The organism is Streptomyces sp. N35 (assembly GCF_016464295.1).
Taxonomy (GTDB): Bacteria; Actinomycetota; Actinomycetes; order Streptomycetales; family Streptomycetaceae; genus Streptomyces.
The window spans coordinates 1-26,042 of the sequence record NZ_JAEIMH010000071.1; the positions used below are offsets into that span (position 1 = coordinate 1).

Here is a 26,042-nt window from a genome sequence, read left to right on the forward strand (position 1 = left end):
CGACGGGCGCGTACGCGATGTCCGAACCGACCTTGATGACGCCCTCGTCCTGGATCTCCTTGGGCAGCTTGCCGAAGAGCGGGGCGCTGGACCTGCCGCCCGTGTCCTTGCTTCCGCCCGCGTCGTTGTCGTCGGTCGTCTGGTCGCCGCATGCAGCGAGCAAGGCGGTGAGCGCGAGGAGAGCGGTCGTACGGCGCACTGCGGATATGCACGAGATCACGATGGCTTTGCTCCTGTTGGCAGGGGTGAAAGGGGGGTCGGCTTGCTTGCGGTCGGACTCAGTGCGCCACGACCCTGAGCTGCGAGACCGTCGGGTCGACGGCGCCGCGCACATGTCCGTTGGGCGCTGCGGCAGTGCGCTGGAGGAACGCCACCGTCTCCGCGGTGATCACCTCACCGGGCAGCACGTTCGGTATGCCGGGCGGGTAGGCGGCCAAGGTATCCGCCGAGACCCGGCCGACGGCTTCCTCGGCCGGCACGAGATGCGCGGGGCTGAGGAAGGCCTCGCGCGCCGTCATGCGGGCCGCGCCCGGCTCGGGCAGGTACAAACGGTCATCGGTGAAGCGCTGTTGGCCGTCGAGCGGGGCGGGCAGGCAGTGCAGGCCTTCGATGAAGCGGTCGACGTCCGGGGCGAAGCCGGCTCCGACGACGGCGACGATCGCGGCGTCCGTGGCCACCTCCACCATGATCTGGTGGTCGCGGTACAGCAGGCGCCGGGCCTCGTGGCCGCTGATGCCGCCATGGCGGGTGTCGATCGCGATACGCAGCGGATCCGTCGCGGTGATGTCCGCGAACCGCGGGAAGGTGTCGCTGACGATCCGGTACCGGCCCAGGGCGCGGAGGACTCCTCGTATCTTGTCCGCCGCTTGGATCGACGCGCCGATCCGGTCGCCTCCGTGCACGAGCGTCTGGCGGGCGAGGTCGAGAGAGGCGGTGAGCAGGGCGCTCGCGCTGGTGGACTGCACCAGCCGGAAGGCCCGGTCGACCAACGGTTCCAGACGCTCGGCGAACGGTCCGTCGGCGAGGTGCAGCATCGCCGACTGGGTGAGGCTGCCGGCGAGTTTGTGCGTGCTGGATGTCACCAAGTCGGCGCCGAGCGCCAGGGCACCCTCGGGCAGCGCGGGATGGAAGCCGAAGTGCGCGCCCCACGCCTCGTCGACGATCAGCGGAACACCCGCCGCGTGCGCCACATCGGCGATGGCCCGTACATCGGCGACCGCACCGAAATAGCTGGGCGAGACGATGTACACCGCCGCGGCGTCCGGCACCCGCCCCAGTGCGTCGGCGACATCGGACGCCGTCACACCGTGAGCGATCCCTTGCGCCACGTCGACCGAAGGCTGAACGAACGCGGCGTCCATGCCCGACAGGACCAGGCCGTCGACGACGCTCGAGTGCACGCTGCGCTGCACCACCAAGGTGCGGCCCAGAGCGGGGGTGATCATGGCCGCGATCTGGTTGCCCTGGGACGCTCCGTTGGTCAGGAACCACGTACGCCGGGCTCCCCACGCTCCGGCAGCCAGATCGAGGGATTCCTGCAGCGGCGCATGGGCGCCGAGATCGATTCCCTCAAGAAGCGGAGGAAAGTCCAGCGCGGAGATCCGCGGTCCGAACGCTGCGGTCAGACTCCGGTCGGCAGCGGCGTGGCCGGGGACATTCAGACGCAGCCAGCTCCGCTCGGCATGTGCGAGGAGGGCTTCGGCGTAGGGGGCACAGTCCTGGTCGGTGAAGCGGGACGCAGGGGCGGTTCGAAGGTTCACGACCAGAGAGTGACATCGGCCCTCACATTGAGGAATGCTTCATTCCTCTAACCCCCTCCATACGGCTTCTATAGGCCTGTGGTTACGGTGATCTCATGCTCGAGCTCCGCCATCTCCAGGTCCTGCGCTCCATCGCGAAGGAAGGGTCACTCGCTGCGTCGGCGCGGGCGCTGCACTTCACGCAGCCGACCATCACGCACCATCTGGCCTCCTTGGAGGCGCACTTCGGCGCGCGTCTGGTCCAGCGGGGTCCGCGCGGTGCTGTGCTGACGAAGCTCGGCGAAGCGCTGCTGCCGCATGCCGAGGCGGTGCTGGAGCGGCTGCGGCAGGCGGAGGTCGAAGTCCGGACTCTCGCCGAGCACGGCAGGCACACGCTGCACGTCGGCACCTTCCCCACGGCCGGGGCTCAGCTGCTGGCGCCCGCGGTGAAGCGCCTGCACCGGGAAGGCGTCCATATCTCCCTGACCGAGGGCGAACTGCCGTCGCTTCTTGCCGGGTTGCGTTCGCGGCAGCTCCAGGCCGCACTCGTCTTCTCCCAGCCCGGGGACCGGCTGGACCCGGACGAGGACTTCGAGATCCATCCCCTGCTCGAAGATCCGCTCCTGCTGGTGATGCCGGAGGACCACCCGAGCGCGGCTGACGCCCGGGTGCCGCTCGCCGCGCTGCGGGAGACCGAATGGATCGGCGCGGCCGACCCGCACGACCCCTGCGACCGCCTGCTGTTCTGGGCCTGCGCCCAGCACGGCTACGAACCGGTACATGTGATGCGTACCGACGATTACGCGGTGGTGCAGGGGTTCGTCGCCGCCGGCGTCGGCGCGGCCCTGATTCCGCGCCTCGCCCTCGGCGCGCCGCGGCCGGACGTGGCCGTCCGTCCGCTCGAAGGCCCTTCTCTCGTCCGGGAGATCAGCGTGGTGGTCCTGCGCACCACCACGGCGCGCAGTGCCGGGGAGCTCATCGCGGCGCTGCGTGAGCAAGCTGATCTGATCGGCGCGGGCTGGCGGAGCGGACGGAGCTGACGCAGGGGCGGGCACGCCGACGCCGGGATCGCAGTCGCCAGTGACCTGCGCGGCGACGCGCCTGCCGGCGCGACCGCCGCGTACCCCACGCTCCGCGTCGGGCCGCCCGTACCGTCATCCGCTTGCCTGGCAATTCATCCGGAAGGCCGCCCGACCGATCGCGGGAGTTGCGGCGGAGCGCACCGCGGGGTTGTGGCCGTGGCCTACTCCTCCTCCGCCGCCCCGCAGGAGCGCCGCACCCGCAGTTCGGGCAGCAGCGCGAGGTGGCGGCGTGCTCCTGTGGCCCGCCCCGTGCCGCGCTGTTCCCGTACCCGCTGTTCCAGCAGCCGTACGGCCTCCTGCCCCACCTCGTACTTGGGCGGTGCGACGGTCGTCAGGGGGAGGTCCGACAGTGCGGCGACCTCGTCGTCGTACGCCACGAGTGCGAGGTCCTGCGGGACGCGGAGGCCGGGTGCGACTGAGGCGAGCGCCTGGAGCAGCAGGATCGCGTCGGTGTCGCCGACCACGAGGGCGGCGCTCACCGTGCCTTGGTCCACCGCCTTGGCGAGCTGGGCGGCCGCGTCCTTCATGCCCGCCGCGTCCGCCCCCGACCCCGGCAGGTCGATCATGGCGGCCGGCGGAAAGGTTCGACCGGTCGAGCGCAGCGCCGTCTCGTACCCTGCCCGCACCTGTACGCCGGTGGCGCTCGTGCCGGCCAGCAGGGCGATGCCGGTGTGGCCAAGTCCGGCCAGGTGGCGAACGGCGAGGCCGGCGCCCGCGGCGTGGTCGGTGCAGACGCCGTCGAACTCGGCGGGCTGGGGTCCCGCGGCCGCCCCCCGGTCGAGCAGGGCGGTCGGGCTGCCCCGGTGGAGGCAGGGTGCGTTCTCCTCGGTGCCGTCGTACATCCAGCCCGGTGCGAGGAGCAGTCCATCGGCTCCGGTGTCGAGCAGTCTGCGTGCCTGTACTTCGTCCTGGCCGGGGACGTATCCCGTGATGCCGAGCACCAGACGTGAGCCGGAAGCGTCGACCGCTTCGCGCACACCGCGGATGACCTCACCGAAGTAGTGGGAAGCGTGCGGCACGACCAGACCGACGGTGAGGCCACCCGCGTCCGTGCCGTCAGCAGGCTCTTCGGAGAGCACCCGGATCGCCGGCACTCCGGTGACAGCCGCTCCGGGCAATGAGACGGCGCCGCGGGTGCGGTTGAGCCGGCCCGCGACGGAGAGCGCCTCGACGTCGCGGCGCGCGGTGTCGGTGGAGATCCCCAGATGGTGGGCGAGTTCGGCGTCCCGGAGCGGCCCATATCTGTGGTCGGGCTCCACAATCCGTTCCTGACGTTCACCCGCTGTGTGCCGCACACGTACTCCCCGTTGCCCTCTGTTCCCCGTACCCCGCGTACTGGCCGTCAGGCTACTCCCGCGCCTTCCGGGCCCGGTCGGGCCCGGGATCGGTGCTGCTCAACCCTCCCCCTCCCCTCGGTACAACTCCACCTCGCCGTCCAGCTCCAGGGCGAGCACCGTCGCGTACGGATCGTTGCCCGTGGGTGCGTCGATCAGTACGGCACCGGGCACCCCGCGGCTCGGGAAGCCGCCGACCACCCGGTGGGCCAGCCGCTGACCGGTGCCGAGTACCGAGATCTTGCGCACCGTGTTGCGCAGCCCGCGCAGCCGGACGTAGGACCGGGGTGCGTCGAAGCAGACCAGGAAGAGCGTGCGCCGATCCTGCGAGAGCATCGACGGGCCGTAGTGATGGCCATAGGGCAGTCCTGCCACCGTGGGGTACACCGCTTCGCGGTGGCGGCGAATCCACCGGCCGAGCCCTTCAATGCGCCGCACGTGCTCGGGAACGAGCCGGCCGTCCGGCATCGGGCCGGTGTTGAGCAGCAGGTTGCCACCGCCCGCGATGGTCTCGGCGAAGACGTGGACGAGCTCGCGGACCGTCTTGTACGCGGTGTCCTGGGGCTGGTATCCCCACATGCCGCCGATCGTGTAGCAGAGTTCCCAGGGTCCGCGGGGCGGGACGACGGGCGGTCCCTGCTCGGGGGTGGCATAGTCGCCGTGGCCGAGCATCCGACCGTTGAGCACCGTCCTGTGGTTCAACTCCAGGATTTCCTCCCGGAGTTCCTTCATCCGCCACTGCCGCTCGTCGCGTTCCCAGGCGCCGTCGAACCACAGCAGGTCGGGTGCGTACCGCGTGATCAGTTCGCGGATCTGGCCACGGTGCACGACGTCGCGGTAGTGCTCCCAGCGAGCCGGGTCCTCCTGCCCCTCGGCGGGCATGGAGAAGCGGTTGTCGGCCCAGGGGCGATGCAGCGTGGTGGGGCGCACGGTCGGGTAGTCGGGGTGGCTCCAGTCGCTGTGCGAGTAGTAGAGCCCGACGCGCAGGCCGCGTTCGCGCAGGGCGGTCGCGAAGGGGCCGACCAGGTCGCGTCCCGCCGGGCTGCGCCGGGCCACCGACAGGTCGGTGAGGTCCGTGTCCCACAGGGCCACACCGTCGTGGTGCTTGGTCGTCAGGACGGCATACTTGGCGCCGGAGCGGGCAAACAGGTCGGCCCACGCGTCGGGGCGGTAGTGCTCGGCCGTGAACCCGTCGAGCTGCTTCATGTACTGCTCGCGCGTGCGGTCCCCGCCGTAGAACGACCAGGACTCGGCGACGCCGTCGACCGCGTAGATCCCCCAGTGCAGGAAGATCCCCAGCTTGGCCTCGGAGAACCAGGGCTGCATGGTCATGCGGTGCGCTCCCACTCGTCCTCGTGCACGGCATGGGCGAAGGGCCGGCCGGCCGCATACCGGGCGAGCTCGTCGACGGCCTCGTCCGCCATGCGCTGGACTTCGTTCCCGAACGAACCGGCGAAGTGCGGGGTCAGCAGCACGTTGGGCAGGTCGTACAGCGGGGAGTCGGCGGGCAGCGGCTCGGGTTCGGTGACGTCGATGACGGCGTTGAGCCGTCCGCCCACCAGTTCTTCGGTGAGAGCTTCGTGGTCCACGAGTGACCCACGGGCCGTGTTGATGAGCGTGGCTCCGTCGGGCATGAGGGAGAGCATCCGCCGGTCGATCATGCGTCGGGTGCCGGGCAGCTCCGGAGCGTGCAGGCTCACCACGTCCGAGGTTTCGCAGAGTTCGGCGAGGCCTGCTCGGCGGACCCCGAGCCGCGCCGCCTCGCCGGCACTCAAGTACGGGTCGTACACGAGAAGCTCGATGCTGTACGGCTTGAGCAGCTCGAGCACGCGGCGCCCGATCCGGGAGGCCCCGACGACCCCGACAGTCCGCCGGTAGTTTCCGACCTCGGGGAAGGCGGACCGCCAGTCGTGCAGGCCGCGGACTCTGCGGTATTGCTCGCGCACTTCCAGGACGCGCTTGTTCGAGAACAGGACGGCGGCAGCGGTGTACTCCGCCACCGGCATCGCATTGGCGTCGGCTGCCGAGGACACCTGGAGTCCCCTCCGCCAACAGGCCTCGGTGACGTGCCACTTGATCGAGCCGGCGGCATGCACGACGGCCCGCAGGTGCGGCGCCGATGCGAGGACCTCCTGGTCGAGCGGCGGACAGCCCCAGAAGGTCAGCATGACTTCGGTCCGGGCAAGAGCCGCCCGGGTGGCAGCGTCGGAGAAGTCATGCGCCACGAACTCGGCGTCGCACTCGGCCACTTCGGCGAGCGCCGCGCGCGTCCGCTCGGTGAGCAGCATGGGCGCGAGGTCCGGATCCATGGCGAGGAGCACTCTGGGGCGGCGGCACATGACGGAGGTCACCGGAGTCGGAGCTTCGTCCGAGTCCACGGTCGGTACGGTCATGCGGCGACCTTAGGGATGGACTTTTCGATCGTCAATATCGCTCGATCGTTCAACTGCTCATGAACTCAGGCCAGTTCGACCACGTTCTCATTATGACGATCATTACGATCTCAGGATCGAAGTTTCGATCCCGACTCTTGACGGCGATCGGAACGCTCTCCACTATTCAAGCCATCGCGTCAGCGCCGGACCACCGGAGCGCTAGGGCACGTTCATTCCCCACCACCGCACCCCGTAGGTGAGCTTCGTGTCAGTCATGACCAAGGAATCCCCGCCGGCAGCACCACCCGGCACCCGAACCGCCGGGCGCGGCGGCGACGTTGGCCGCACCCGGCGCGCCGGACTGCGGCAACGCATCCGGCGCGATCGCACCCTCCTGCTCCTCATGGCCCCTGGAGTGCTGTTCTTCCTGGTCTTCCAGTATCTGGCGCTCTTCGGGAACGTGATCGCGTTCAAGGAGTACATGCCGTTCCTGGGCGTCAACGCCAGCCCCTGGGTAGGCCTCGACAACTTCAGGACACTGTTCGGCGAAGAAGCGTTCTGGCACGCCGCGGGGAACACAGTCGTGCTCGCCCTGGCACAGCTCTTCTTCTACTTTCCGGTGCCGCTGGCACTCGCCCTGCTGCTGCACAGCCTGGTCCAGGGCCGGGTGCGCAAGTTCGTGCAGAGCGTCGTCTACCTGCCGCACTTCATCTCGTGGGTGATCATCGTCGCCCTGTTCCAGCAAGTGCTCGGTGCGGACGGGGTGTTGAACGGCACGCTGGGCGGATCCGACGGCCATCTGGTCGACGTCATCGGCAATCCGGACCTGTTCAAGCCGCTGATGGTGCTCGAACTGATCTGGAAGGAGTGCGGCTGGGGCACGATCATCTTCCTGGCCGCGCTGCACCAGGTCGACGAGGGCCTCTACGAGGCGGCCGCGCTCGATGGCGCAGGGCCGTGGCGGCGCTTCTGGCACGTAACGCTTCCGGGTCTGCGCGCGGTGATCTTCCTGCTCCTGATCCTGCGGCTCGGCGACATCCTCTCGGTCGGCTTCGAGCAGATCCTGCTGCAGCGCGACGCGTTCGGACCCGATGTCGCCGAAGTGATCGACACCTACGTCTTCTACCACGGCATCCGCGACCAGAACTGGGGAGTCGCCGCGGCGGCCGCCCTGTTCAAGGGCGTGATCGGCGCGGTCCTCGTCTTCACCGCGAACAAGGTCGCCCACCGCATGGGCGAGCAGGGGGTGTACCGCTGATGGCGACCGCAACCGCCGAACCCACGGCCGGCAAGGACCGCACCGAGCGCCCCGCATGGATGGAGAAGCCGAAGCCCCTCACCCAGGGGGCGAAGGGGCTCTCCCTGATCGTCACGGTTCTCGTGGTGGTGGTCCCCTTCTGGATCGTCATCGCCACCAGCTTCGCCCCCGACCAGCAGGTCATGGCCAACGGCGGCTACGCGCTGTGGCCGGACGAATGGACTTTCCGCGCCTACGACTTGATCTTCTCCGGCGGGCAGATACCCCGGGCCCTCCTGGTGTCAGCCGGCGTGACGTTCTTCGGCACGCTGTTCAGCCTGGTGTCCACCGTGATGCTGGCCTACGCGCTGGCCCGCCCCGGAGTCGTCGGCGGCAAACCGGTCATGCTGATGATCCTGTTCACGTTCCTCTTCCCGGCCGGGATGATCCCCAGCTTCCTCGTCGTGAACGAACTGAATCTGCGCAACACCTACTGGGCGCTGTTCCTGCCCGTCCTCATCAGCGCGTTCAACCTGGTGGTGATGCGCGGCTTCTTCCAGGGCATCCCGGCCGAGCTCTTCGAGTCCGCCAAGATCGACGGCGCCGGTGAACTGCGCATCCTGCTCACCATCGTCGTCCCCCTGTCCAAGGCCGTCATCGCGGTCGTCGGGCTGTTCTACGCGGTCGGCTACTGGAACGACTTCTTCCGAGCGATGCTCTACACCGACCAGGCCACGATGTGGCCCCTGCAGACCTGGATGCGCACCTACGTGGTGCAGAGCCAGAACAGTCTGATCCAGATGAACGGCGGTGTGAACGAGCAGCTCCAGTTCGCCCCGCAGACCGTGAACATGGCCGTCGTGGTGCTCGCCACCGTGCCGATTCTCTGCGTGTACCCCTTCATCCAGCGCTACTTCACCAAGGGCGTGCTCACGGGCGCGGTCAAGAGCTGACCGGGCTTCCCGCGCGCCCGTACGTGAAGTCGAAGTCTCCGCACTGATTCATCCGCCCCTGCCCGGGCCCTCACCAAGGATCGGTCTCCCATGCCCTCGTCCTCCGGGATCTCCCGTAGAAACGTCCTGCAGTCCATAGGCATCGGCGTCGCCGCGGCCGTCACAGGTGTTTCGCTGTCCGCGTGTTCCACCGCTTCCAGCGGTGACTCCCTGTCCAACGACGGCAAGAAGCTGGCGCCGTGGCCGGCGTACATCCCGCAGCCCGCCGCCGCGAAGCCGGACCTCGCCCCGAACGACAAGGGCGTACAGCCCGGTTACCTCACCTACCCGCAGGACCTCAAGCAGTCCGTCGCCGAGAAGCCGGGCAACGGCGAGAAGATCACGGTGTGGACGATCACCTGGGGCGCGCCGCCGAAGCCCAAGGAGAAGCACAAGCTGTGGCAGGCCCTGAACAAGGCGCTCGGGGTGGACCTCGACCTGCTCGTGGTGCCCGCGATGGAGAGCAACCAGAAGTTCGCGAGCCTCGTCGCCGGCGGTGAACTCCCGGACATCATCGCGGTGTCGGCCAACCTGCCCAACCCGACCGAGCTGATCGCGGCCAAGTGCCAGGACCTCACGGAGTTCGTCTCCGGTGACGCCATCAAGGACTATCCGAACCTGGCCGCGATCCCTACGTACGCCTGGAAGGCCTCGCCCCGTATCGCGGGGCGGATCTACCGGATTCCGGTCGAGCGCCCCCGCATCGGCCACTCGCTCAACGCCAACATGGAGCGGCTGAAGGAGGCGGGCATCTGGGTGCCCGAGATCGGCGGTCTCGCGGCCGACGACTTCACCAAGGGCCTGCGGCAGATCACGGGCCGAAAGAAGTGGGGCATGGGCGTGGCCGGGCTCGGCGCCTTCGGCTTCAACTCGATCATGCCGATGTTCGGTGCCGCCAACCAATGGAGCCTCAAGGACGGTGAGTTCATCACCTCCCAGGCCGGCGACGAGTACAAGGCGGGCCTCGAGCAGCTGGTGAAGTGGCAGAAGGCCGGGGTCTTCCGCGCCGACCCGCTGTCCCACGACGCGACGCTCGGCACCGACTTCCAGACCGGCATCACGGCCACCGTGTCCCGCGCCAATGCCGACTACATCAGCAACGCGGTCGCCATCAAGGACGGCTTCACCCTGGAGACCGTACGCCCGCTCAAGCCGTCCAACGGCGCCACGCCCGGGCACTGGTTCTCCAGCGGAGCCGACTACCAGACAGTTCTGAAGAAGGCGTCCAAGGACCGCGTCAAGCTGATGCTGCGCGTACTCGATTTCCTCGCCGCCCCGTTCGGCACCAAGGAGTACGAGCTCATCAACTACGGCGTCGAGGGCACCCACTTCGAGCGCGCCGACGACGGCAGCCCGGTGCAGAACGAGTTCGCCCTCTCCGGCGACAGCAAGGACACCCTCGGCGTCGGCTTCATGTGCTGTCCGCAGCAGGTGATGTTCCTTCCCGCGGCGGTCCCCAACGGCTCGGAGGCGGTGAAGCGGCGCCATGCATTCCAGACGGAGATCGCCGAAGTCGGTATCGCCGATCCGTCGGTGGGTCTGCTCTCGAAGACCATGCTCGCCAAGACCAATGAGCTGATGCTCCTGCGGGAGGACACGCTCAAGGCGATCGTGATGGGCCGCAAGCCGCTCTCCGCCTGGGACGACATGGTCAAGGAGTGGCACGCGAAGGGCGGGCGGAAGGCGGCCGACGAGTTCGCCAAGGCGTACGAGGCCGCCCAGGCCTGAGCACGTATCACTCCGTCCTGCATTCCCCACGCCGCCCAAGGAGGAACAATGCAGCGCCGCATGCTCCGACTCGTCCCCGACCGGTTGCGCGGACACGCCCTGTCCCTGGCCGCCGCCGCGAGCGCCATGCTCCTGGTGACGGCGACTCCCTCGCATGCCTCCGTGATCTGGAACGGTGACGCGTCCAACGGTTCAGGCGCGTTCGGCACCTTCCTGTGCGACTCCCCCAACTACGTGTACACCCCCGACTGGGCCGACGGACGCGGACCGATCTGGGGCTTCGTCAACAAGGCGGGCAACACCCGCTGCGAGGCGCACAACGTCCGGCTGAACGGGTCCGAGTACACCTTCGGGCCGGGCAGAGCCTACTGGTGGGGCTGGGAGACGATGACCAACGAAGCCAGCCCGGCCACCGTCTTCCAATGGAAGTCCAACGGCACCGGTGAGCAGCACCAGCAGAACTACCCGGTGATCATGATGATCCTCGACAACGTGCTGCGTGTCTGGTACGTCGCGCCGGGCGAGCAGTGGATCGGAATCGGCAGCGGCGCACTGCCGGCGGACAGTTGGCACAGGATCCAGCTGGGCATCAACGCCCAGTCGGGAACGACCGGTTCGATCGAGGTGTGGCTCGACGGCACACGCATCGTCCACCACGCCGGCGCCCGCACCTGGGACGACCTGGGCAACAAGCCCCGCTGGGGTGTCTACGACTCCGGCGTGGCCCAGATCGATCAGGTCGTCTGGATCAACGACCTCAAGATGGGCGACACCCGCGGCGACGTCTGACCTCACCGCGCCCCTCCCCCTCATCGCCGGCCGGCGGCATTCCCGAGGCCGTCGGCCGGTCCACATCCCTCTTCCCGCGCTGCCCTCGTGGCCCGCACCCACCGGAGGAACCTCCCGTGCCCAGACCAGTCATGCCGCTCCTCACCCGCGCGGCCGTCGCCGGCGCGGTGCTCGCCACAACCCTCGTCGTGGCGACGCCCACACCGTCGTACGCCGCCTCGCTCGTCACCAACGGCGGCTTCGAGGAGGTCGGCGCGGACGGGCTGCCCACCGGCTGGAAGATCGTGGAGGCCTGGGGCAGCTACAAGGCCGAGGTCGTCGACGGCGCGGGCCCGGACGGCAGCAAGGCCCTCGCCCTGGACGTCGGCAAGGTGACCGACAACGTCACACTCGGCCAGGAAATACCCCACGCGAACCCATCGGCCGCGCAGGCCTACCGGATCACCTTCGACCAGAAGGCCGAGAACATCACCGGGTACGGCGGCTATCTCTCCACCGACTACACCGGCGAGATCCACGCCCGTACGACCGGAACCACCGGCTGGCACAAGGTCAGCCGCGTGATCATCGCCCCCAAGGGCGCCACCGTGCAGAAACTGTGGCCGCGCCTGGGCGCCTCCACCGGCCGGATGCTCCTGGACAACATCACCATGGAGCCGCTCGGCGGCAATGTCGTCGGCGTCAACCCGCTGCCGACCGGCGGGATCAACCTGAGCTGGAACTTCCCCGAGGTCGCGACCGCCCCCGCCTCGTACGAGATCCACCGCTCGTCCGATCCGCGCTTCACGCCGACCAGGAAGACCCGCCTGCGCACGTCGCCGGTCGCGTTCGCCGAGGACGGCACCGCGCGGCCCGGGCAGCGCTACACCTACAGGGTCGTCGCACTGGCCGCCGACGGCAGCCGGCTCGCCACCAGCGCCCCGGAGACGGTGGTCACCGCGCCGGTCTTCGTCAATCCCCAGGGCACCCACGTCCTGACCGCCACCGAGGTCGGCAAGGGCACCCGGGTCGCCTGGCGGCTCGAGGCGGGGACGCGCGGCAAGGTGACACTGTTCGCGGGCCACCGCAAGATGGGGACGTACGACGCGGTGGACGGCGGCACCACCCTCTCCAAGGGGCAGCGCGCCGGCGCCACCACCTTCACGCTCAAGGACCAGCGCGGCAGCCACCTGGCCACTGCGAGCCTGGCGGACCTGCAGCACCCGCGCGCCGGCGTCACCGACGCCAAGCTCACCGCCATCCGCACCGCGATACAGACGCCCGGGTCCAGCAGATCCGCCTTCGACGGCATAGTCAGCCGCGTCTCCAGGGGAGCGCCGGCCTACAACTACGCGGCGGGCGAGGGCGAGTCCCTGTGGGCGCAGAACGCGGCGTTCCTCTATCAGGTCACCGGCGACTCGAAGTACGCCGACATCGCCTACGAAGCGGTGCTGCAGTCCGGGCAGAAGATGCCGCTCACTCATCCCCTGAACACCGGCAACGCCGCCCCCAATCTGGCCTCGGCGTACGACTGGGCGTACGAAGCCTGGACGCCGGAGCAGCGCGCGCGGGCCCGCGAGGTCCTGGCCGGTGCCGCGGCGATGCTGGAGACCACCTGGCACCCGAACATGGACTACCCGGACAAGGCCAGCAACTGGGTGGCCGTGACCCGCGGCGGCGAGCTGGCACTGCGGCTGGCGCTGCGCGGGGACGGCGAGTTCGACCTGCAGGAACGGCGTATCGGAAGGCTCGTGGACGAGCTGGCCCGGCATCTGGACCTGGCCTACTCGGACACCGGCTGGTACCAGGAGGGCTACGACTACCTCTCCTACGAACTCGCGATCGCGGGACCCGGCATCCTCGCCGGCGTCGACGCGGGCATCGACGCGATGAAGGACCCCTGGCAGCGGCTGCCGCTCGGAAACTTCCTGCTGCACACGTTCTCCGCCCAGGCCGACAAGGCCCGGCTGCAGTGGGGGGTCGGCACGCCCGCCGGCGGTCCAGGCATCACCGGGCTGATCTTCCCCAGCATCCCCGAGGAGCAGCGGGAGTCGTTCCTCTGGCAGTACGAGAAGGTCGTCGGCGGCGGTGGGGGGGTGTACGACCTGCTCAACTACCCCTACGGCACGACGCCCCGGGACCCGGACGACGGCCCCGCCGCGGTCCGCAGTGCGCTCCTGGACGACCACAGCGGTGCGTATCAGTTCCGCAGCCGCTACCAGGACGCGGACGACGTCCTGGTGGGCGCCACGAACCGCAACCACCATCACACCGGCTGGAACGGTACGGAGACCTTCGGCCTGTCGTTGCTCGGGCAGGACGTCACCTGGGCGCGCCAGCCGGGCAAGGAGACGGGCAAGACCGAGCTGTACTCCAAGCCGCTCGTGGACGGCAAGGTGGAGCCGGTCGTCGGCGAGGGCACGACGCTCGCCTCCCGCGCGTACCCCGGTCAGGGCGGCGGCTTCGTCTCCCTCGACGGACACCTCAACTACCAACTGGACACGGCCCGTAGAGACCTGGCCGTGGACCTGCGCCCGGTCGGCGGCGCCGACGCGGTGATCGCCGTGCAGGACACGTTCGCGGACTCCGCGGGGCATACGTACAGCTGGCAGCTGGCCCCCGAAGCCGGCACCGGGATCACGTTCGGTGAGAGCGAGTCCGGTGCACGGACGTTCCTGTTCAAGAAGGGCGAGGGCTATCTCAAGGGCTGGGTGCTCGCCCCTGACGGCGCCGAACTGGCCACGGACAAGGGCGCGTTCAAGGTGACCCGGAAGGGGACCGCCGCCGACTTCAAGATCGTGCTCGCGCTCGGCAAGGGCACCCCGCCCGTCGCGACGGCTGCGGGCGACGCGCTCACGATCGGCGGGACTACGTACGACCTGGCGGATCTGCAGAGCCACCGGCCCACGCTGGACTGACCCCCTGACCCGCTGACCCCCTGCCCCCCTGACCCGCTGCCTCCTGACTCCGTGGCGGCCGGCCGAGCGCAAGACCGGCGGCCGCCATGGAACCGGGCCTCGCCCCCGCGGGGCACGGCGAACGCATCGGCCCGCTGTCGGTGGCGGGCCGATGCGTTCAACTCCCCCAGTGCACGGACCAGGTACAGCGCGGACCGACTCCCCCCAACCTCAGGAGCCCACGTGCAAAGACGCACCCCACTCCCCCGTTCCGCACGCACACCAGGACTGATCCGCCGAGCCGGTGTGCGTGCGGCCGCACTCGTCATGGCCCTGCTGCTTGCCGCCGCGGGCCCAGCAGTGGCGGAAGACCTCACGCAGGAGCGCGCAACAACACAGGCCGCGGCTTCCTTCCCCGTCTTCGTCAACGAACGCGGCGCCAACCGGCCCACGCTCGAGCAGTACGGCGCCGTCCGCTCCACCGTCGTGTACGACGTCTTCGCCTACACCTGCGACACCGGTGGCTGCTACTCCAACGGCGGTGCGCTGCCGTCCCAAGCCACCTACGAGGCCAAGGTCAAGGAGTACATGGGCGCGGGACAGTTCGGTGGTTCCGCCACCGCACCGGTCGTCCTCGACTTCGAGGCCATCGAACTCACGCAGGTCCCGACCGGACAGGCCGCGACGCACGCGTACAACCTCTGGCGGCAGCTCCTCACCTGGACCCGCAACGCCGCACCGCAGGCCCCGATCTGCCATTACGGCTACGACTGGGAAACCCGGAACCAGGCCCTCATCAAGCAGCTGCACACGGACGGCCTGCTCAACTGCTTCGCTCCGCGGGCCTACTTCAACGACGGCCAGACGCTGGCCGCCTGGGACAGCCGGCTGGACGCGGCCATCGCTCGTGACCGTGCGATGGCACCGGACCATCCGATCTATCCGTACGTCAACCCGATGGCCTTCCCGTCCGAGACCTTCGTGCCCGGAAACACATGGGCGCATATGTTCGCGCAGGTCAAGGCCAAGACCGACGGCGTCGTGGTGTGGGAGCCGAACATCCGCGACGCCAACGCCTGCCCCTGGTTCTCGCAGAACTCCTACGAGATGGGCGTCATCACGGGCACGAGCAGCAGCGGCCCGTTGAAGGCCACGGCCACCTTGCCGAGCGGCAACTGCATCGTGCACCGCGGCACCACCACCACGGTCCCGGTGACCATCACCAACACCTCGGCCACCACCACCGCGGCGACCCAGATGCAGAGCTTCACCGGCACGGCCGGATTCTCCGGCAGCTGGAAGTACTGGAACGTCCCCTCCTTGGCACCCGGCGCCAGCTGGACCACCGAGCTGCCGATGACCATCGCAGCCACGCAGACCGCCGGAACCGCACTGCTGCACGTGCGGACCGGCCTCAGCGACACCCGGTGGGCGGTGATCGTCAAGTAGAGCCGGTGCCTGCAGCAGCCGGCTGCTGCAGGCACCGCCATCCGTGGGGCCGCCGGGTCCAGTAGGACACCAGATGTCCGCATTCGCACCTACCGTGATCTTCAAAGACGCCCGCAAGGCGCGGGTGCCTTCGAGTGGGAGGTTGCGGTGATGGCGGGTCCTGTTGTTGCGACGACGTCCGGGCGGGTTCAGGGCGAGCGGGTGGGCGGAGTGACCCGCTTTCTGGGGATGCCTTATGCGGCCGCGCCGGTGGGGGATCTGCGGTTCGCGGCTCCGGTGCGCCGGGAGCGGTGGGACGGGGTGCGGGACGCGACCCGTCCGGGCCCGTCGGCCCCGCAGACGCCATATCAGCCGCTGCCCGGACTGGACCTCGTCCAGCTGGCCGGTGAGGGTTGGCTTCGCGGCGAGGATTATCTGATCGCCAACGTGTGGTCGCCCGATCCGGGTGCGTCCGGTCTGCCGGTGATGGTGTTCTTCCACGGCGGCGGGTACGCCACCGGAGTGGGCCTGGCGCCGACCTGCGACGGAACCTCCTTCGCCCGCAACGGGATCGTGCTGGTGTCGGTCAACTACCGGCTCGGGATCGAAGGCTTCCTGCACCTAGAGGGCGGGGCCACGAATGTGGGGCTGCGCGACCAGATCGCCGCTTTGGGCTGGGTCCGTGACAACGCCGCGTCGTTCGGCGGGGACCCGGACAACGTCACGGTGTTCGGGGAGTCGGCCGGGGCCGCGAGCATCGGCTGCCTGATGACTTCCCCGCCGGCCGCGGGTCTGTTCCGGCGGGCGAGCATCAGCAGCGGCCACCCGGAGATGGTCCGTCCACCGGCGCAGGCACAGAAGTTGGCCACCGCAGTGGCTGCTGCACTGGGGGTGCCCGCGACCGCCGAAGCGTTCCGCGGCAAGTCCAGCGAAGACCTGATCGCCGTCCATGGCGTGGGCTACGGCGTCGATCTGCGAGACGAGCACGGCGTCGAGCCGTTCGGCGGAATCCTCCCCTACACGCCGGTCACCGGCGACGACGTTCTGCCCGAGCATCCCCTCCTCGCGTTCAGGAACGGCGCAGGCTCCGACATCGACCTCATCGTGGGCACCAGCCGGGAGGAGTTCAACCTGACGATGGTCCCCGGCGGAGTCATGGACGCCATCGACGACGACCAAGCCCTCGCCACTCTGTCGGCCATCCGACCGAACGCCGCCGAAATCCTGGAGCACTACGGTCTGGGCAAGCCCCACACCACGGCGTCCACCATCCTTGGCCTGGAAGTTCAGTAGTTCTCACCGGTTGAAGTGTGCGGTGCGCACCGCCGCACGAAATTCCGAGCCGTCCGTCACCCCACTCGAGACGGAACAGACGGAACAACGGCGAGTTCGAAGACGGCCGAGGAGATTCCCGGCGACTCGAGCGCGTGCAGACGCAGTCGGTACATCGTCTCGGGCTCGCCGAAGTGGCCTACGGTTTCGACCCGTTCCACAGCGGGCCGCCAGGCCGCCGCGTCGTACGACATGGTCACGCCGGCCGAGGTGCCCGTCCAGGTGGCGGTGCCTTCGGCCAGCTGCGGTTCGAGGCGGCTGATGAACAGCTCCTCCACACGCGTCGCGGTATCGAAGGCGTCCGTCAGCCGGAGCCTGCCGTCCGGTTGCCATACGAAGGAGCGCACCACCTGACGCCCTTCGTACGCCGCTGAAAGGTCCAGGTCCAGTGCGCAACCGCCGTCGTCGGCCCGCACGTTCAGCACCACCGCTCGCGCCGCGCGGCCCGGCTGCTGCGCGAGCCCGGACACGACGGGCACGGAGTGCGCCTGCGCGGAGGGGTGCAGAAACCTCGTGTAACGGTCCGGGCCGAAGTAGCCGTGCGAGTAGCTGCCGGCACCGAGGTCGGCCAGGAGTTCCTCACCGTCGGCGCTGAGAGTGAAGTGGCCGAGGTCGAGGTGGTTGTGCGATTCGTCGTTGTGGCCGCCTTTGGCCGCGAAGGCGATCTGTACGCCGTCGATCGTGCGCCGGTCCACGAGCCAGGCGGCATCCGGCAGCCATGTGGCACCTTCGGGGCTCGTGGCGTTGATGACCTCCTCGTCGGGCCACGTCAGCGTGCGCGACAGATGGGCCCAGCGGTGGCAGTGATCCGCGCCGAAGCGGGGCACCTGGGCGGCGCCCGGGACAGGGGTACCCAGGCGCTCCCGCAACCGGGAGATGAGACCGGTCGGCAGCGGTGTTCCCCGGGAGCTGTCGGCGAAGGTCACGAACTGTCCCGCACCGATGTCGATCGCCGCGGGGAACGCGGCCGCCGCCGTGGCCAGGGGGATGTCCCGGAGCAGATCTAGGCCGGTGCGCGCGCGAAGCGCCTCGGCGAAGTACGTGAAGTAACCGAAGCCGTAGACCCAGTAGTTGACGCCCTCGACGCAGGCGCCGTCGGAGCCCAGTCCGCTCAGATACACCTCGAGGATGCGCAGGCAGCGCTCGACGGCGGCGGTCAGCTCGTCGGGGTCCGTCATCAGGGCAAGTGCTGCCATACCGGCGGCCCCGGCGCACACCGCCGCCCAGTTGTTGGCGACCGACTCCCAGGGCCACGACTCCTCGCTACCGAAGAGCGGCGCCAGTACGCGGCGGCGCACCTCGGTGCGGGCCCGATCCGTGACCGCTGCGGGCAGCCGGTCCCCCACGAGCGTCACGATCTCGGCGAGGCTGTGCGCTGTCTCGGCGGCGAACAGGTCCACGCACTGGACCATGGTCCTGTCCGTGCCCGCGACCAGGTAGGCGTGCGCGGGCACCGCCCACGTGTACTCGTCGCAGACCGACCAGACCATGTCGGCCAAGTCGTCGAGCACGGCTGGATCACCGTCCCGCCAGGCTGCCGCGGCCAGGGCGTTCAGCCGGCCGCGCCGGGCGAAGTACGGCTGCTCGTACGGCATCCGGTCACCGGTCCGCTCATAGCCGTGGAAAAGCGACCACGAGGGAACGGCGGTGTCCGCGCCAAGGGCCGCCTCCGCCCGTATCTCGGCCCAAAGACCGTCGAGATACGGGCCCGTGAGCGGAACGGGCAGGTCCCCGGCGACCGGAACGGCCAGGGCTGCACGCAGCTCGGATGTCGAGTAGCGGATCAAGTGCGTGCATCCCTCATAAAAGACTCCTCAAGAAGTGATCTTCGTCGGGCTGCGACGGTGCCGACGATGATGGGACCTGTACGACTTCGCCGGTGGTGACGGGTTCGACGAAAACTGTCTGCCACAAGCATCGAGCGCCACCGAGGGCGGCTGCCGGGACGGGTGCGCTCACCGCACCTGGAAGCCGGTGAACTCGGTGAGGCCGCGTGTGCCCCGGCCTGCGTTGGCGGCGGTCATGAAGAGCCCGACGTCCTGCCTGCCCGTCGCGCCGGGAACGGTGACCTTGGCCACGGCGCGCCAGGTGCCGCCGCCGTCCGTGGAGAACTCGCCGATGTACGTGGTGCCATCGCGGGTCAGCCGCAATGTCACCGGGGTGCGTACGCCGGTCACCTGGGCCACCTTGTCCAACTGGCCGTTGCCGTCGGCGTCGTAGGAGAGGACGACGCCGTTGGCGGGCGTCACGGCGAGGTTCAGGAAGCCGAGCGAGCCGGGCGCGGTCAGGTCGTTGCTGACGATGATCCCGGAGCGGGCCCAGTTCCCGGTGTTGGCCTGGCTGTCCACGCGGGTGGTGACGACGGAGGTCTCCCCCATCGCTGCGGCTCGGCGGATCGCGCCGAACTGGGCGGTGGCGCCCCACAGATCGCTTCCCGCGCCCTCGATGGCGTACCGGTCGCCGAGCTGTCCGAATACCGCGGCGTTCCTGTCGACGGTCGTGAGGCCTTCGTCGAGGGGTCCGGCGAGGTACAGACTTCCTTGGTGCACGGCCTTGGCCCGCGTGGCTCCGCGCCGCGGCTCGTACGTCGCGGTAACCGTGAACGGGACCGTGGTGAGTGGGTCTGTCAGATCGCTCGCGGGGGCGGTCGCCTTCCAGCGGGCCGTGAAGGCGCCGCCAGGCGGCACGGATGCCGACTCGGCGGGCCCCTGTGTCTCCGTCCGAGTGGGGCTCGTGAGTGCGATATCGAGCTTGCCGGCGGCGGCGAAGCCGTTGCGGTTGGCGAAGGTGGCCGTGATGGCGGCCGAGGTCTCGGGCCCAAGGGTCCTGGGTTCGGCGGTGACGGCCAGCGTCGCCTGGAACGGGGTGGCGGCGAGTGCGTCACGGACGCGTCGGGCGGTGCGGTGCGGATCCCCGCTCGCGCGCAGCGGATACGCCTGACGCCGGCGGGTCCACTCCTCCTCCATCGCGTACCAGTCGATGGCCGCGGGAGCACGACCCTCCACAAGGGCGTCCTCGACCTCGTCCAGGTAGCGCTGCCAGCGGGGCAGGTAGAAGTCCGCGATGAGACCGGACCAGTCGCGGTTGGCGTACTCATGGAGGGAACCGCCGTCGGCCTGCGGGCGGTCGCCCCAGGTGGTGATGAGGACGCGGGCGGTGCGCTCCAGTTCGGCCGCCTCCGCATCGGTGTGCGCCGACCGCTTGGCGGCGTCGAGCCAGGGACCGAGAAGGAAGGCGCGGTGGGTTGCGGTCATCTCGTCCTGGAGCCGCATCAGTCGTATCCAGGTGGCGGCCAGGGAACGGAAGCCGGCGAGGTCCTTGCGCTGGTGGGCATCGTTCAACTGGGGCAGCAGCAGACGGGCGCGGTTGGCGAGGGCCTGCCGGGTGATGTCGACGAGGTCGTACCGATAGGCGTCGGAGCCGCGCAGCCCGCCCTTGACGTCGAGCAGGTGGTCGAGCGCGCGGTCGAGTTCCGTCGTGTCGTAGGGAATCGACAGCGGGGACCACGAGGCGGCCTGGGCGGCGGTGAGGCTCGGCCGGGCGTTGAAGAGGGAGTCCGCCTGGTCGATGTCCTGGGGCAGCGTGTGCTTGTAGACACTCCCCCGCAGACCGGCCCACGCGGTGCGGGCATGCGTGTCGCGGCCGCCGTAACGCAGGTCTGCGTAGGCGGCGAACCAGGCGCTCAGGTCGACTGGCTTGTCCCGCCATGCGAGTTCGCTGAACAGCTCGAAGGCGGCCGGGTCGCGTTGTGCGGCCTCCGGCATGTAGGCGGTTCCGACGAGCTTGCTGCCGGGCTTGTCGCGCCAGGCCCAGAACCGCTCGGCCCAGCGCTCGGTGTTGGCTCCCAGCGAGTTGCGTCCGCCGTAGTTGGGGATGGAACCGAACGTGTACGGAACGCCGCCCCAGCCGTCCTCCCGGTCGGGTGCCGGAGTGAACCGGTCGGAGACGCCGTCCACGATGAGCATCCGGTCCTTGTCGACGGCGTCGAGCAGGTCGCGCCGCGGGTTGGACAGCCAGCCGAGGATCACCCAGGTCGCGTCGGGGCGGGCCTTGTGCAGCGCCTTCTCCACGGCGCGGGCGGCGTCCGGCACGGGGACGTTCCCCGCGGTGCCGCCCTCGTGCAGCAGATCGATCTTGAAGTGTGCCGCCTCACCGAAGAGTTCGCGTTGGTGACGGTAGAAGGAGGCGGCGACGTCCTCGAAGAGCGGGGTGCGCGGGTCGAGCCAGTCGGGGCGGGTGAAACCGCACCACGTCCCCTGCGGCACGGTGACGGCACCCGGGTTGCGCGCGGCGAAGCCTTCGGGGACGGTTCCGAAGTAGCCGGGCAGCACGGGCGCCATACCGAGCTCTCGCAGCCGCGAGGTGATCCGCTGCCCCAATTCGATTCGCTTCCGCAACAGTTCGGGGCTGAGGGGACCGCCGTACCTGCTCATGTTCTGCAGCAGCCACCACGGCTGATGGGAAGGGGCGGGGATCCAGGCGCGCGCCTCGGTGTCGGAGTAGCCGAACTCCTGGAGGAGACGGTGGTAGACCGCCTCCTGCCCGGCGATTACCAGAACCTCGTTGCAGCCGTGCAGCGCCAGGACGTCGATGAGCCGCTCCCAGTGCGCCCAGTCGGCGTACGGGGCCGTGTATCCGTCGTTGGTGTCGTTGAGCGCGAAGCGGTGCGCCAGTGTCGTGGATCCGTCGAGCGGGCGGTCCGGTGCGGGCAGGCGGTGCGGCAGGTGGTCGGTCCGGCTGCCCGCCCAGGAGATATGTGCCTGGCACACGTACTTCAGGTACCAGTGCACGCCCGTCAGCAGTGTGGCCGGGGTGGTCGCGGCGACCTCTATGCGGCCGGACCGGCCGGTGACGCGGAACCGTTCACGGCCATCCGTATCCGCGCGGAGCGGGGTGAGTCGGAACTGATCGGCGTGGTGCGGCAGGAGCCGCTCCAGAGCGGCCCGGGCAGGTCTGATGTCGAATGCCCGCTCGTGCTCCGCGGCTGCCGCGGGCGCGGCCGCGCCCAGCGCGTGCCCGGCACCGAGGGCGGCCGCGGCACCAAGCACCGTTCGTCGGGGCAGGGGCAGGGGCAGTTCCGTCACGAGAGCCTCCCAGAAGATGTCGCCGGAGAGTTCGGGCGAGAAGGACGGCGCAGCTCCTTCACGCCGGTGCGCAGCTGCGAATTCGGCCCGGTGGGGCCGTGGACGGGCCTGGAGCAGGTGCGGTACGCGAAGGCGTACCGCACCCGACGCGTCGTCGAGGGACGGCATCGGTGCCGGAGGAGTGCGGCGAGCTTCTCGGGCGCGCCCCCACCCCCGGTGCGGCGAAGTGTGAACAGAGCGCTTTCTGCTCCGGCTTGAGATGTTCGGCGACCAGAGGCTGACGGTCAACGAGGATCAATCACTCGCACAGAAACGCACAGAGCGCTCTCCTGACGGAAGCCCGATGTGGGCCTAGCGTGTGCGATCAATCAGAGCGTGTGCGATCAATCGCAGGGGAGGTCTTCGTGTTCACCGCACGCCAGGAGGAAATTCTGCGCGCCGTCCGCCGGGACGGTGCCGTACGCGTGACGGAGGTCGCGGCCCAACTGGGCGTCTCGCAGATGTCGGTGCGCCGGGACATCAACGCGCTCGCCGATCTGGGGATCGTCAACCGCGTCCACGGCGGAGCCGTCCTCGCCACTCTCCAACCGAGTACGGGACCGGCCGGCCTCGCACGCGGGCAAGGACGGCCGCTCTGCCTCGGCATGATCGTGCCCGACCCGTCGACGTACTTTCAACAGATGATCCAGGGAGCCCGTGCTGCCACCGAAGCCATCGGCGCGCAGCTGAGGGTGGGATTCTCGAGCTATGACCATGGTCAGGACGACGCCCTGGTCCGACGCATGGTGGACGACCGGCTCGACGGGCTGCTCCTGACCCCGAGCCACTCGCTGGCACAGGCTCGCGAGACCCTGGGCCTGCTTTCCGAGCTCGGGACGCCCGTCGTCATCGTGGAGCGCCGGCAGGAGGCGACCTCGGCGATCGACTCCTTCGACTACGTCAGCTCCCACCACGAGCACGGCGCGCTTCAGGCACTGCGTCATCTCGTCGGCACGGGGCACCGCCGCGTCCTGATGCTGTCGCTTCCGTCACCCACAAGTCACTGGATCCAGCGGGCGTTCGACCTTGCCGCCGAGCAGTGCGACCAGCTCCGGGACATACCGCGGCTGGTGCCCGCCCACCCACAGAACGATCGGGAGGCCGACGCCCAGATCGAGCACGTCCTGGACGTCATCGGCGAGACAGGGGCCACGGCCGTGGTCGCCCACCCCGACAAACAAGCGGTGATGCTGATCCAGCGCGCTCGCGCGCGCGGCTGGACCCTGCCCGATGATCTGGCGGTCGTCGCCTACGACGAAGCCTTGGCCGAGCCGGCCGGCATTCCCCTCACCACCGTTGCCCCGTTGCGCCGGACAGTCGGCCGGCTCGCGGTGGCCAGGCTGGTGCAGCGGATCAACGAAGGCGCCGCGCATATCCCGCAGCACATCCTCGTCCCGCCACAACTGCACATCCGTGAGTCGACCGGCGGCCGGCGCGAGGAGAGTACCGGTCGGGAAGGAGCAGCCGGCAAGCGCGGGCGCGTTCGCCCTTCGCTCGGGCGTGCCGGCTGAGTCCGGCGCTCAAGCGACAGAAACACAAGGGCTCATTTTTCTGTCCATGGACCAGACCAAAAACCGCGTGGAAATCTTCCCTCTCCTGGCAGAGACAGCTATGTACCGACAGGAGAACCGTCCATGCGGATGACTGGTTGGGGTACGGGAGCGCTGTTCGCGATGGTGCTCGTGGCCACGACGGGTGCCCTGCCCGCGGTGGCGGGCACGCAGCCGGACCACAGCGGGCACGGGGCCGGCGCGACGTACTTCATCGACTGCGGCTCGGGCTCCGACAGTGCCTCCGGTAAGTCCCCGGGCTCTGCCTGGGACTCACTGGAGAAGGCGAGTTCCGTCACGTACGCACCCGGCGACCGGATCCTGTTCCGCCGGGGCAGCACCTGCGACGGAGTGTTCACGCCGTCCGGGTCCGGTGTCGAAGGTTCACCGATCAGGGTCGACGCGTACGGGCAGGGCGGGAAGCCGCGTATCCAGGGAGGTGGCGCCCGCGCCGCCGTCCTCCTCGAGAACGTCGAGCAGTGGGAACTGCGCAACCTCGACGTCTCGAACCAGGGCGCGGCGCCGGGGCCGGAGGAGCGCCGCGCCGGAATCCTGTTCCGTCTCACGGACTTCGGTACGGGTGAGCACTACGTCGTCGACGACGTGGACGTGCACGACGTCAACGGATCCGACCACAAGGACCCGGATCCGTCGGGCGGGATCCTTTTCGTCGTCCGCGGCACGGCCACCCCGACCCGCTTCGACGGGATCACGGTGACCGACTCGACCGTCAAGCACGTGGACCGCACCGGAATCTCGACTGCCTCGAGCTGGGGCAAGCGTCCCGAACACCCCAACAGCGGCGCCCCCGGCTGGGCTCCCAACACGAACCTCACGATCCGCAACAACAAGGTGACCGATGTCGGGGGCGACGGCATCGTGCTCCAGCACGGCCATCACGCACTCGTCGAGCACAACTACGTCGACGGATTCAACAGGCGTTCGGCCGGCTACAACGTCGGTATCTGGGCGTGGAACTTCGACGACGCCGTGTACCAGTACAACGAGGTCACCGGCGGCCACGGGACGCTCGACTCGCAGGCCTTCGACTTCGACGGCGGCAACAACCGCAACGTCTACCAGTACAACTACAGCCACGACAACGAAGGCGGCTTCCTCCTCGTCTGCAACGCCACCGGCATGACGTCGGCCGACAACGTCTTCCGCTACAACGTGAGCATCAACGACCGCAACACCTGGAGCCCGCCGTACGGCGTCATCTCCGTGGTCTGCCCGGCCGCCACCACCAACACGCAGGTCTACAACAACACCGTCGTGACCGACCAGGAGGGCACGGCCATGGTGAGCGACAACGGCAAGGGCGGGGTGGCCTTCCGCAACAACATCTTCGTCAGCACGGCAGAGGGCGGTTCCCCGATCATCGACGCCCTCAACACGTACGACCACAACCTCTACGTGGGCGTGGGCACCGTGCCCGCACGCGACGCCCACGCGGTCACAGCCGACCCGGAGTTCCTCGACACCACCCCGGACAGCCCGCGCGACCTGGTCCTGCGCCACGGTTCCGCGGCCCTCGGTGCGGGAACGGCGATCGACAACGCCGGCAAGCACGACTACTTCGGAAACCGCCTGCAGGGCACGACGGACATCGGGGCGTACCAGCGCCCGGGCCCGAGGTAGCAGACCTTGGCCGGGGCGTGAGCAACCCCTTGCGCCCCGGCTCCGATCCAAAGCTCGTTGCCGTACTTCCACTTCGCATGGGGATGGGCCGCGGAACTTTGTGATGCCCATGAACGTTTGACCGGCACGCAAGAGAGATCCGCGTGGATCGACGGTGGATCGACGAACGACAGCCGAGGTGGCATGGATGGCAATGTGGGACCGGCTCAAGGATCAGGCCAAGGGATTGCAGCAGGGGCAGAGCGGGCGTAGCTCCGGCGGCCACGGCGGGTCCGGCGCACGGACGGGCGGTGGATCGAAGGCTCAGCTGGTGGGTGTGCTCAAGACCCAGCTCAGCTCGCTCAAGACAGAGCTGAAGAGCGGCGCTTTCCGGGACGCCACCATGGCCATGTGCGCACTGGTCGCGGCTGCCGACGGCTCGGTGGACCCCGCCGAGAGGCAGCATGTGGAATCGCTGATCCTGCAGAACGATGTCCTGCAGAATTTCCCGCCCGAGCAACTGCGCGAGCGCTTCAACAAGCACGTCGACCAGCTCTCGTACAACTTCCAGCAGGGCAAGACCGCGGTCATGCAGGAGATCGCCAAGGCCGCCAAGAAGCCGGCGGAGGCGCAGGCGGTCGTGCAGACCGGGTTCGTCGTCGCCGGCGCGGACGGCTACATCGCTCCGGCCGAGGAGCAGGTCCTGCGGGAAGCGTGCACGGCGCTGGGCGTGAATCCGCAGCAGTTCGGACTCTGACTCAGGTTCTGAACAGAGTGAACGTCGCCGCCCGGTCCTTGGTCGTGTGCTGATCAAGGACCGGGCGGCGGCGCCCCGGT

17 protein-coding genes and 1 pseudogene are annotated in these 26,042 nt (G+C 69.2%); 11 read left to right on the plus strand and 7 right to left on the minus strand.

Features of this window, described 5'->3' with window-relative positions:
• Together JAO81_RS31125 and JAO81_RS31130 are read right to left on the minus strand one after the other, a co-directional pair.
• Nucleotides 1-220: pseudogene (locus JAO81_RS31125) on the minus strand (ABC transporter substrate-binding protein); the annotation flags it as partial.
• Nucleotides 221-278: 58 nt separating this feature from the next.
• Nucleotides 279-1,760 (minus strand): amino acid decarboxylase, encoded by a 1,482-nt coding sequence (locus tag JAO81_RS31130; protein WP_307813900.1) that lies wholly within the window; start codon nt 1,758-1,760, stop codon nt 279-281.
• A gap of 95 nt (nt 1,761-1,855) precedes the next feature.
• On the opposite strand from JAO81_RS31130, the gene JAO81_RS31135 reads away from it, so the two are divergent.
• Nucleotides 1,856-2,779: a LysR family transcriptional regulator gene (locus JAO81_RS31135; RefSeq protein WP_199551305.1), complete on the plus strand. Its 924-nt coding sequence runs from the start codon at nt 1,856-1,858 to the stop codon at nt 2,777-2,779.
• A 203-nt stretch (nt 2,780-2,982) separates the two neighbouring features.
• On the opposite strand, the gene JAO81_RS31140 is transcribed toward JAO81_RS31135, so the two are convergent.
• From JAO81_RS31140 to JAO81_RS31150, 3 genes are all read right to left on the minus strand, one after another.
• On the minus strand, nt 2,983-4,116 hold the full coding sequence (locus tag JAO81_RS31140; protein WP_199551306.1) for a substrate-binding domain-containing protein: 1,134 nt from the start codon (nt 4,114-4,116) through the stop codon (nt 2,983-2,985).
• Nucleotides 4,117-4,215: 99 nt separating this feature from the next.
• Nucleotides 4,216-5,487 carry an alpha-L-fucosidase gene (locus tag JAO81_RS31145; protein WP_199551307.1) on the minus strand — a complete coding sequence of 424 codons (1,272 nt, stop codon included), beginning with the start codon at nt 5,485-5,487 and terminating at the stop codon, nt 4,216-4,218.
• Nucleotides 5,484-6,464: a hydroxyacid dehydrogenase gene (locus JAO81_RS31150; protein ID WP_233416179.1), complete on the minus strand. Its 981-nt coding sequence runs from the start codon at nt 6,462-6,464 to the stop codon at nt 5,484-5,486. The genes JAO81_RS31145 and JAO81_RS31150 overlap by 4 nt, the downstream gene beginning before the upstream one ends.
• Nucleotides 6,465-6,804: 340 nt before the next feature.
• Here JAO81_RS31150 and JAO81_RS31155 point away from each other — a divergent pair, with 340 nt between their 5' ends.
• From JAO81_RS31155 to JAO81_RS31185, 7 genes are all read left to right on the plus strand, one after another.
• Nucleotides 6,805-7,788, plus strand: coding sequence for an ABC transporter permease (locus tag JAO81_RS31155; RefSeq protein WP_374194376.1), 984 nt, complete (start codon nt 6,805-6,807; stop codon nt 7,786-7,788).
• Nucleotides 7,788-8,720 carry a carbohydrate ABC transporter permease gene (locus tag JAO81_RS31160; protein ID WP_233416174.1) on the plus strand — a complete coding sequence of 311 codons (933 nt, stop codon included), beginning with the start codon at nt 7,788-7,790 and terminating at the stop codon, nt 8,718-8,720. The genes JAO81_RS31155 and JAO81_RS31160 overlap by 1 nt, the downstream gene beginning before the upstream one ends.
• A 90-nt stretch (nt 8,721-8,810) precedes the next feature.
• Nucleotides 8,811-10,487, plus strand: a complete 1,677-nt coding sequence (locus tag JAO81_RS31165; protein ID WP_199551308.1) for an extracellular solute-binding protein — start codon at nt 8,811-8,813, stop codon at nt 10,485-10,487.
• 48 nt (nt 10,488-10,535) lie between these two features.
• Complete coding sequence (locus JAO81_RS31170; RefSeq protein ID WP_199551309.1) at nt 10,536-11,276, plus strand: heparin lyase I family protein; 741 nt, start codon at nt 10,536-10,538, stop codon at nt 11,274-11,276.
• Between the two features lie 116 nt (nt 11,277-11,392).
• Entirely contained in the window at nt 11,393-14,173 is a 2,781-nt protein-coding gene (locus JAO81_RS31175; RefSeq protein WP_199551310.1) for a hypothetical protein, read from the plus strand.
• A 222-nt stretch (nt 14,174-14,395) separates the two neighbouring features.
• Nucleotides 14,396-15,601: a hypothetical protein gene (locus tag JAO81_RS31180; RefSeq protein WP_199551311.1), complete on the plus strand. Its 1,206-nt coding sequence runs from the start codon at nt 14,396-14,398 to the stop codon at nt 15,599-15,601.
• A 150-nt stretch (nt 15,602-15,751) separates the two neighbouring features.
• Complete coding sequence (locus JAO81_RS31185; protein WP_199551312.1) at nt 15,752-16,873, plus strand: carboxylesterase/lipase family protein; 1,122 nt, start codon at nt 15,752-15,754, stop codon at nt 16,871-16,873.
• A 56-nt stretch (nt 16,874-16,929) separates the two neighbouring features.
• Here the strand turns inward: JAO81_RS31185 and JAO81_RS31190 are convergent, their stop codons facing one another.
• Both JAO81_RS31190 and JAO81_RS31195 read right to left on the minus strand, forming a co-directional pair.
• Nucleotides 16,930-18,699: a heparinase II/III family protein gene (locus tag JAO81_RS31190; RefSeq protein ID WP_199551313.1), complete on the minus strand. Its 1,770-nt coding sequence runs from the start codon at nt 18,697-18,699 to the stop codon at nt 16,930-16,932.
• A gap of 168 nt (nt 18,700-18,867) precedes the next feature.
• On the minus strand, nt 18,868-21,996 hold the full coding sequence (locus tag JAO81_RS31195; RefSeq protein WP_307813903.1) for an alpha-N-acetylglucosaminidase: 3,129 nt from the start codon (nt 21,994-21,996) through the stop codon (nt 18,868-18,870).
• 404 nt (nt 21,997-22,400) lie between these two features.
• Between JAO81_RS31195 and JAO81_RS31200 the strand changes: the two genes are divergently transcribed.
• The 3 genes from JAO81_RS31200 (at nt 22,401) to JAO81_RS31210 (ending at nt 25,962) form a co-directional block, all read left to right on the plus strand.
• Nucleotides 22,401-23,546, plus strand: a complete 1,146-nt coding sequence (locus JAO81_RS31200; protein ID WP_199551315.1) for a LacI family DNA-binding transcriptional regulator — start codon at nt 22,401-22,403, stop codon at nt 23,544-23,546.
• Nucleotides 23,547-23,669: 123 nt separating this feature from the next.
• Nucleotides 23,670-25,226 (plus strand): right-handed parallel beta-helix repeat-containing protein, encoded by a 1,557-nt coding sequence (locus tag JAO81_RS31205; RefSeq protein ID WP_199551316.1) that lies wholly within the window; start codon nt 23,670-23,672, stop codon nt 25,224-25,226.
• Between the two features lie 187 nt (nt 25,227-25,413).
• Nucleotides 25,414-25,962, plus strand: coding sequence for a tellurite resistance TerB family protein (locus JAO81_RS31210; RefSeq protein WP_199551317.1), 549 nt, complete (start codon nt 25,414-25,416; stop codon nt 25,960-25,962).
• Nucleotides 25,963-26,042: the final 80 nt, after the last annotated feature.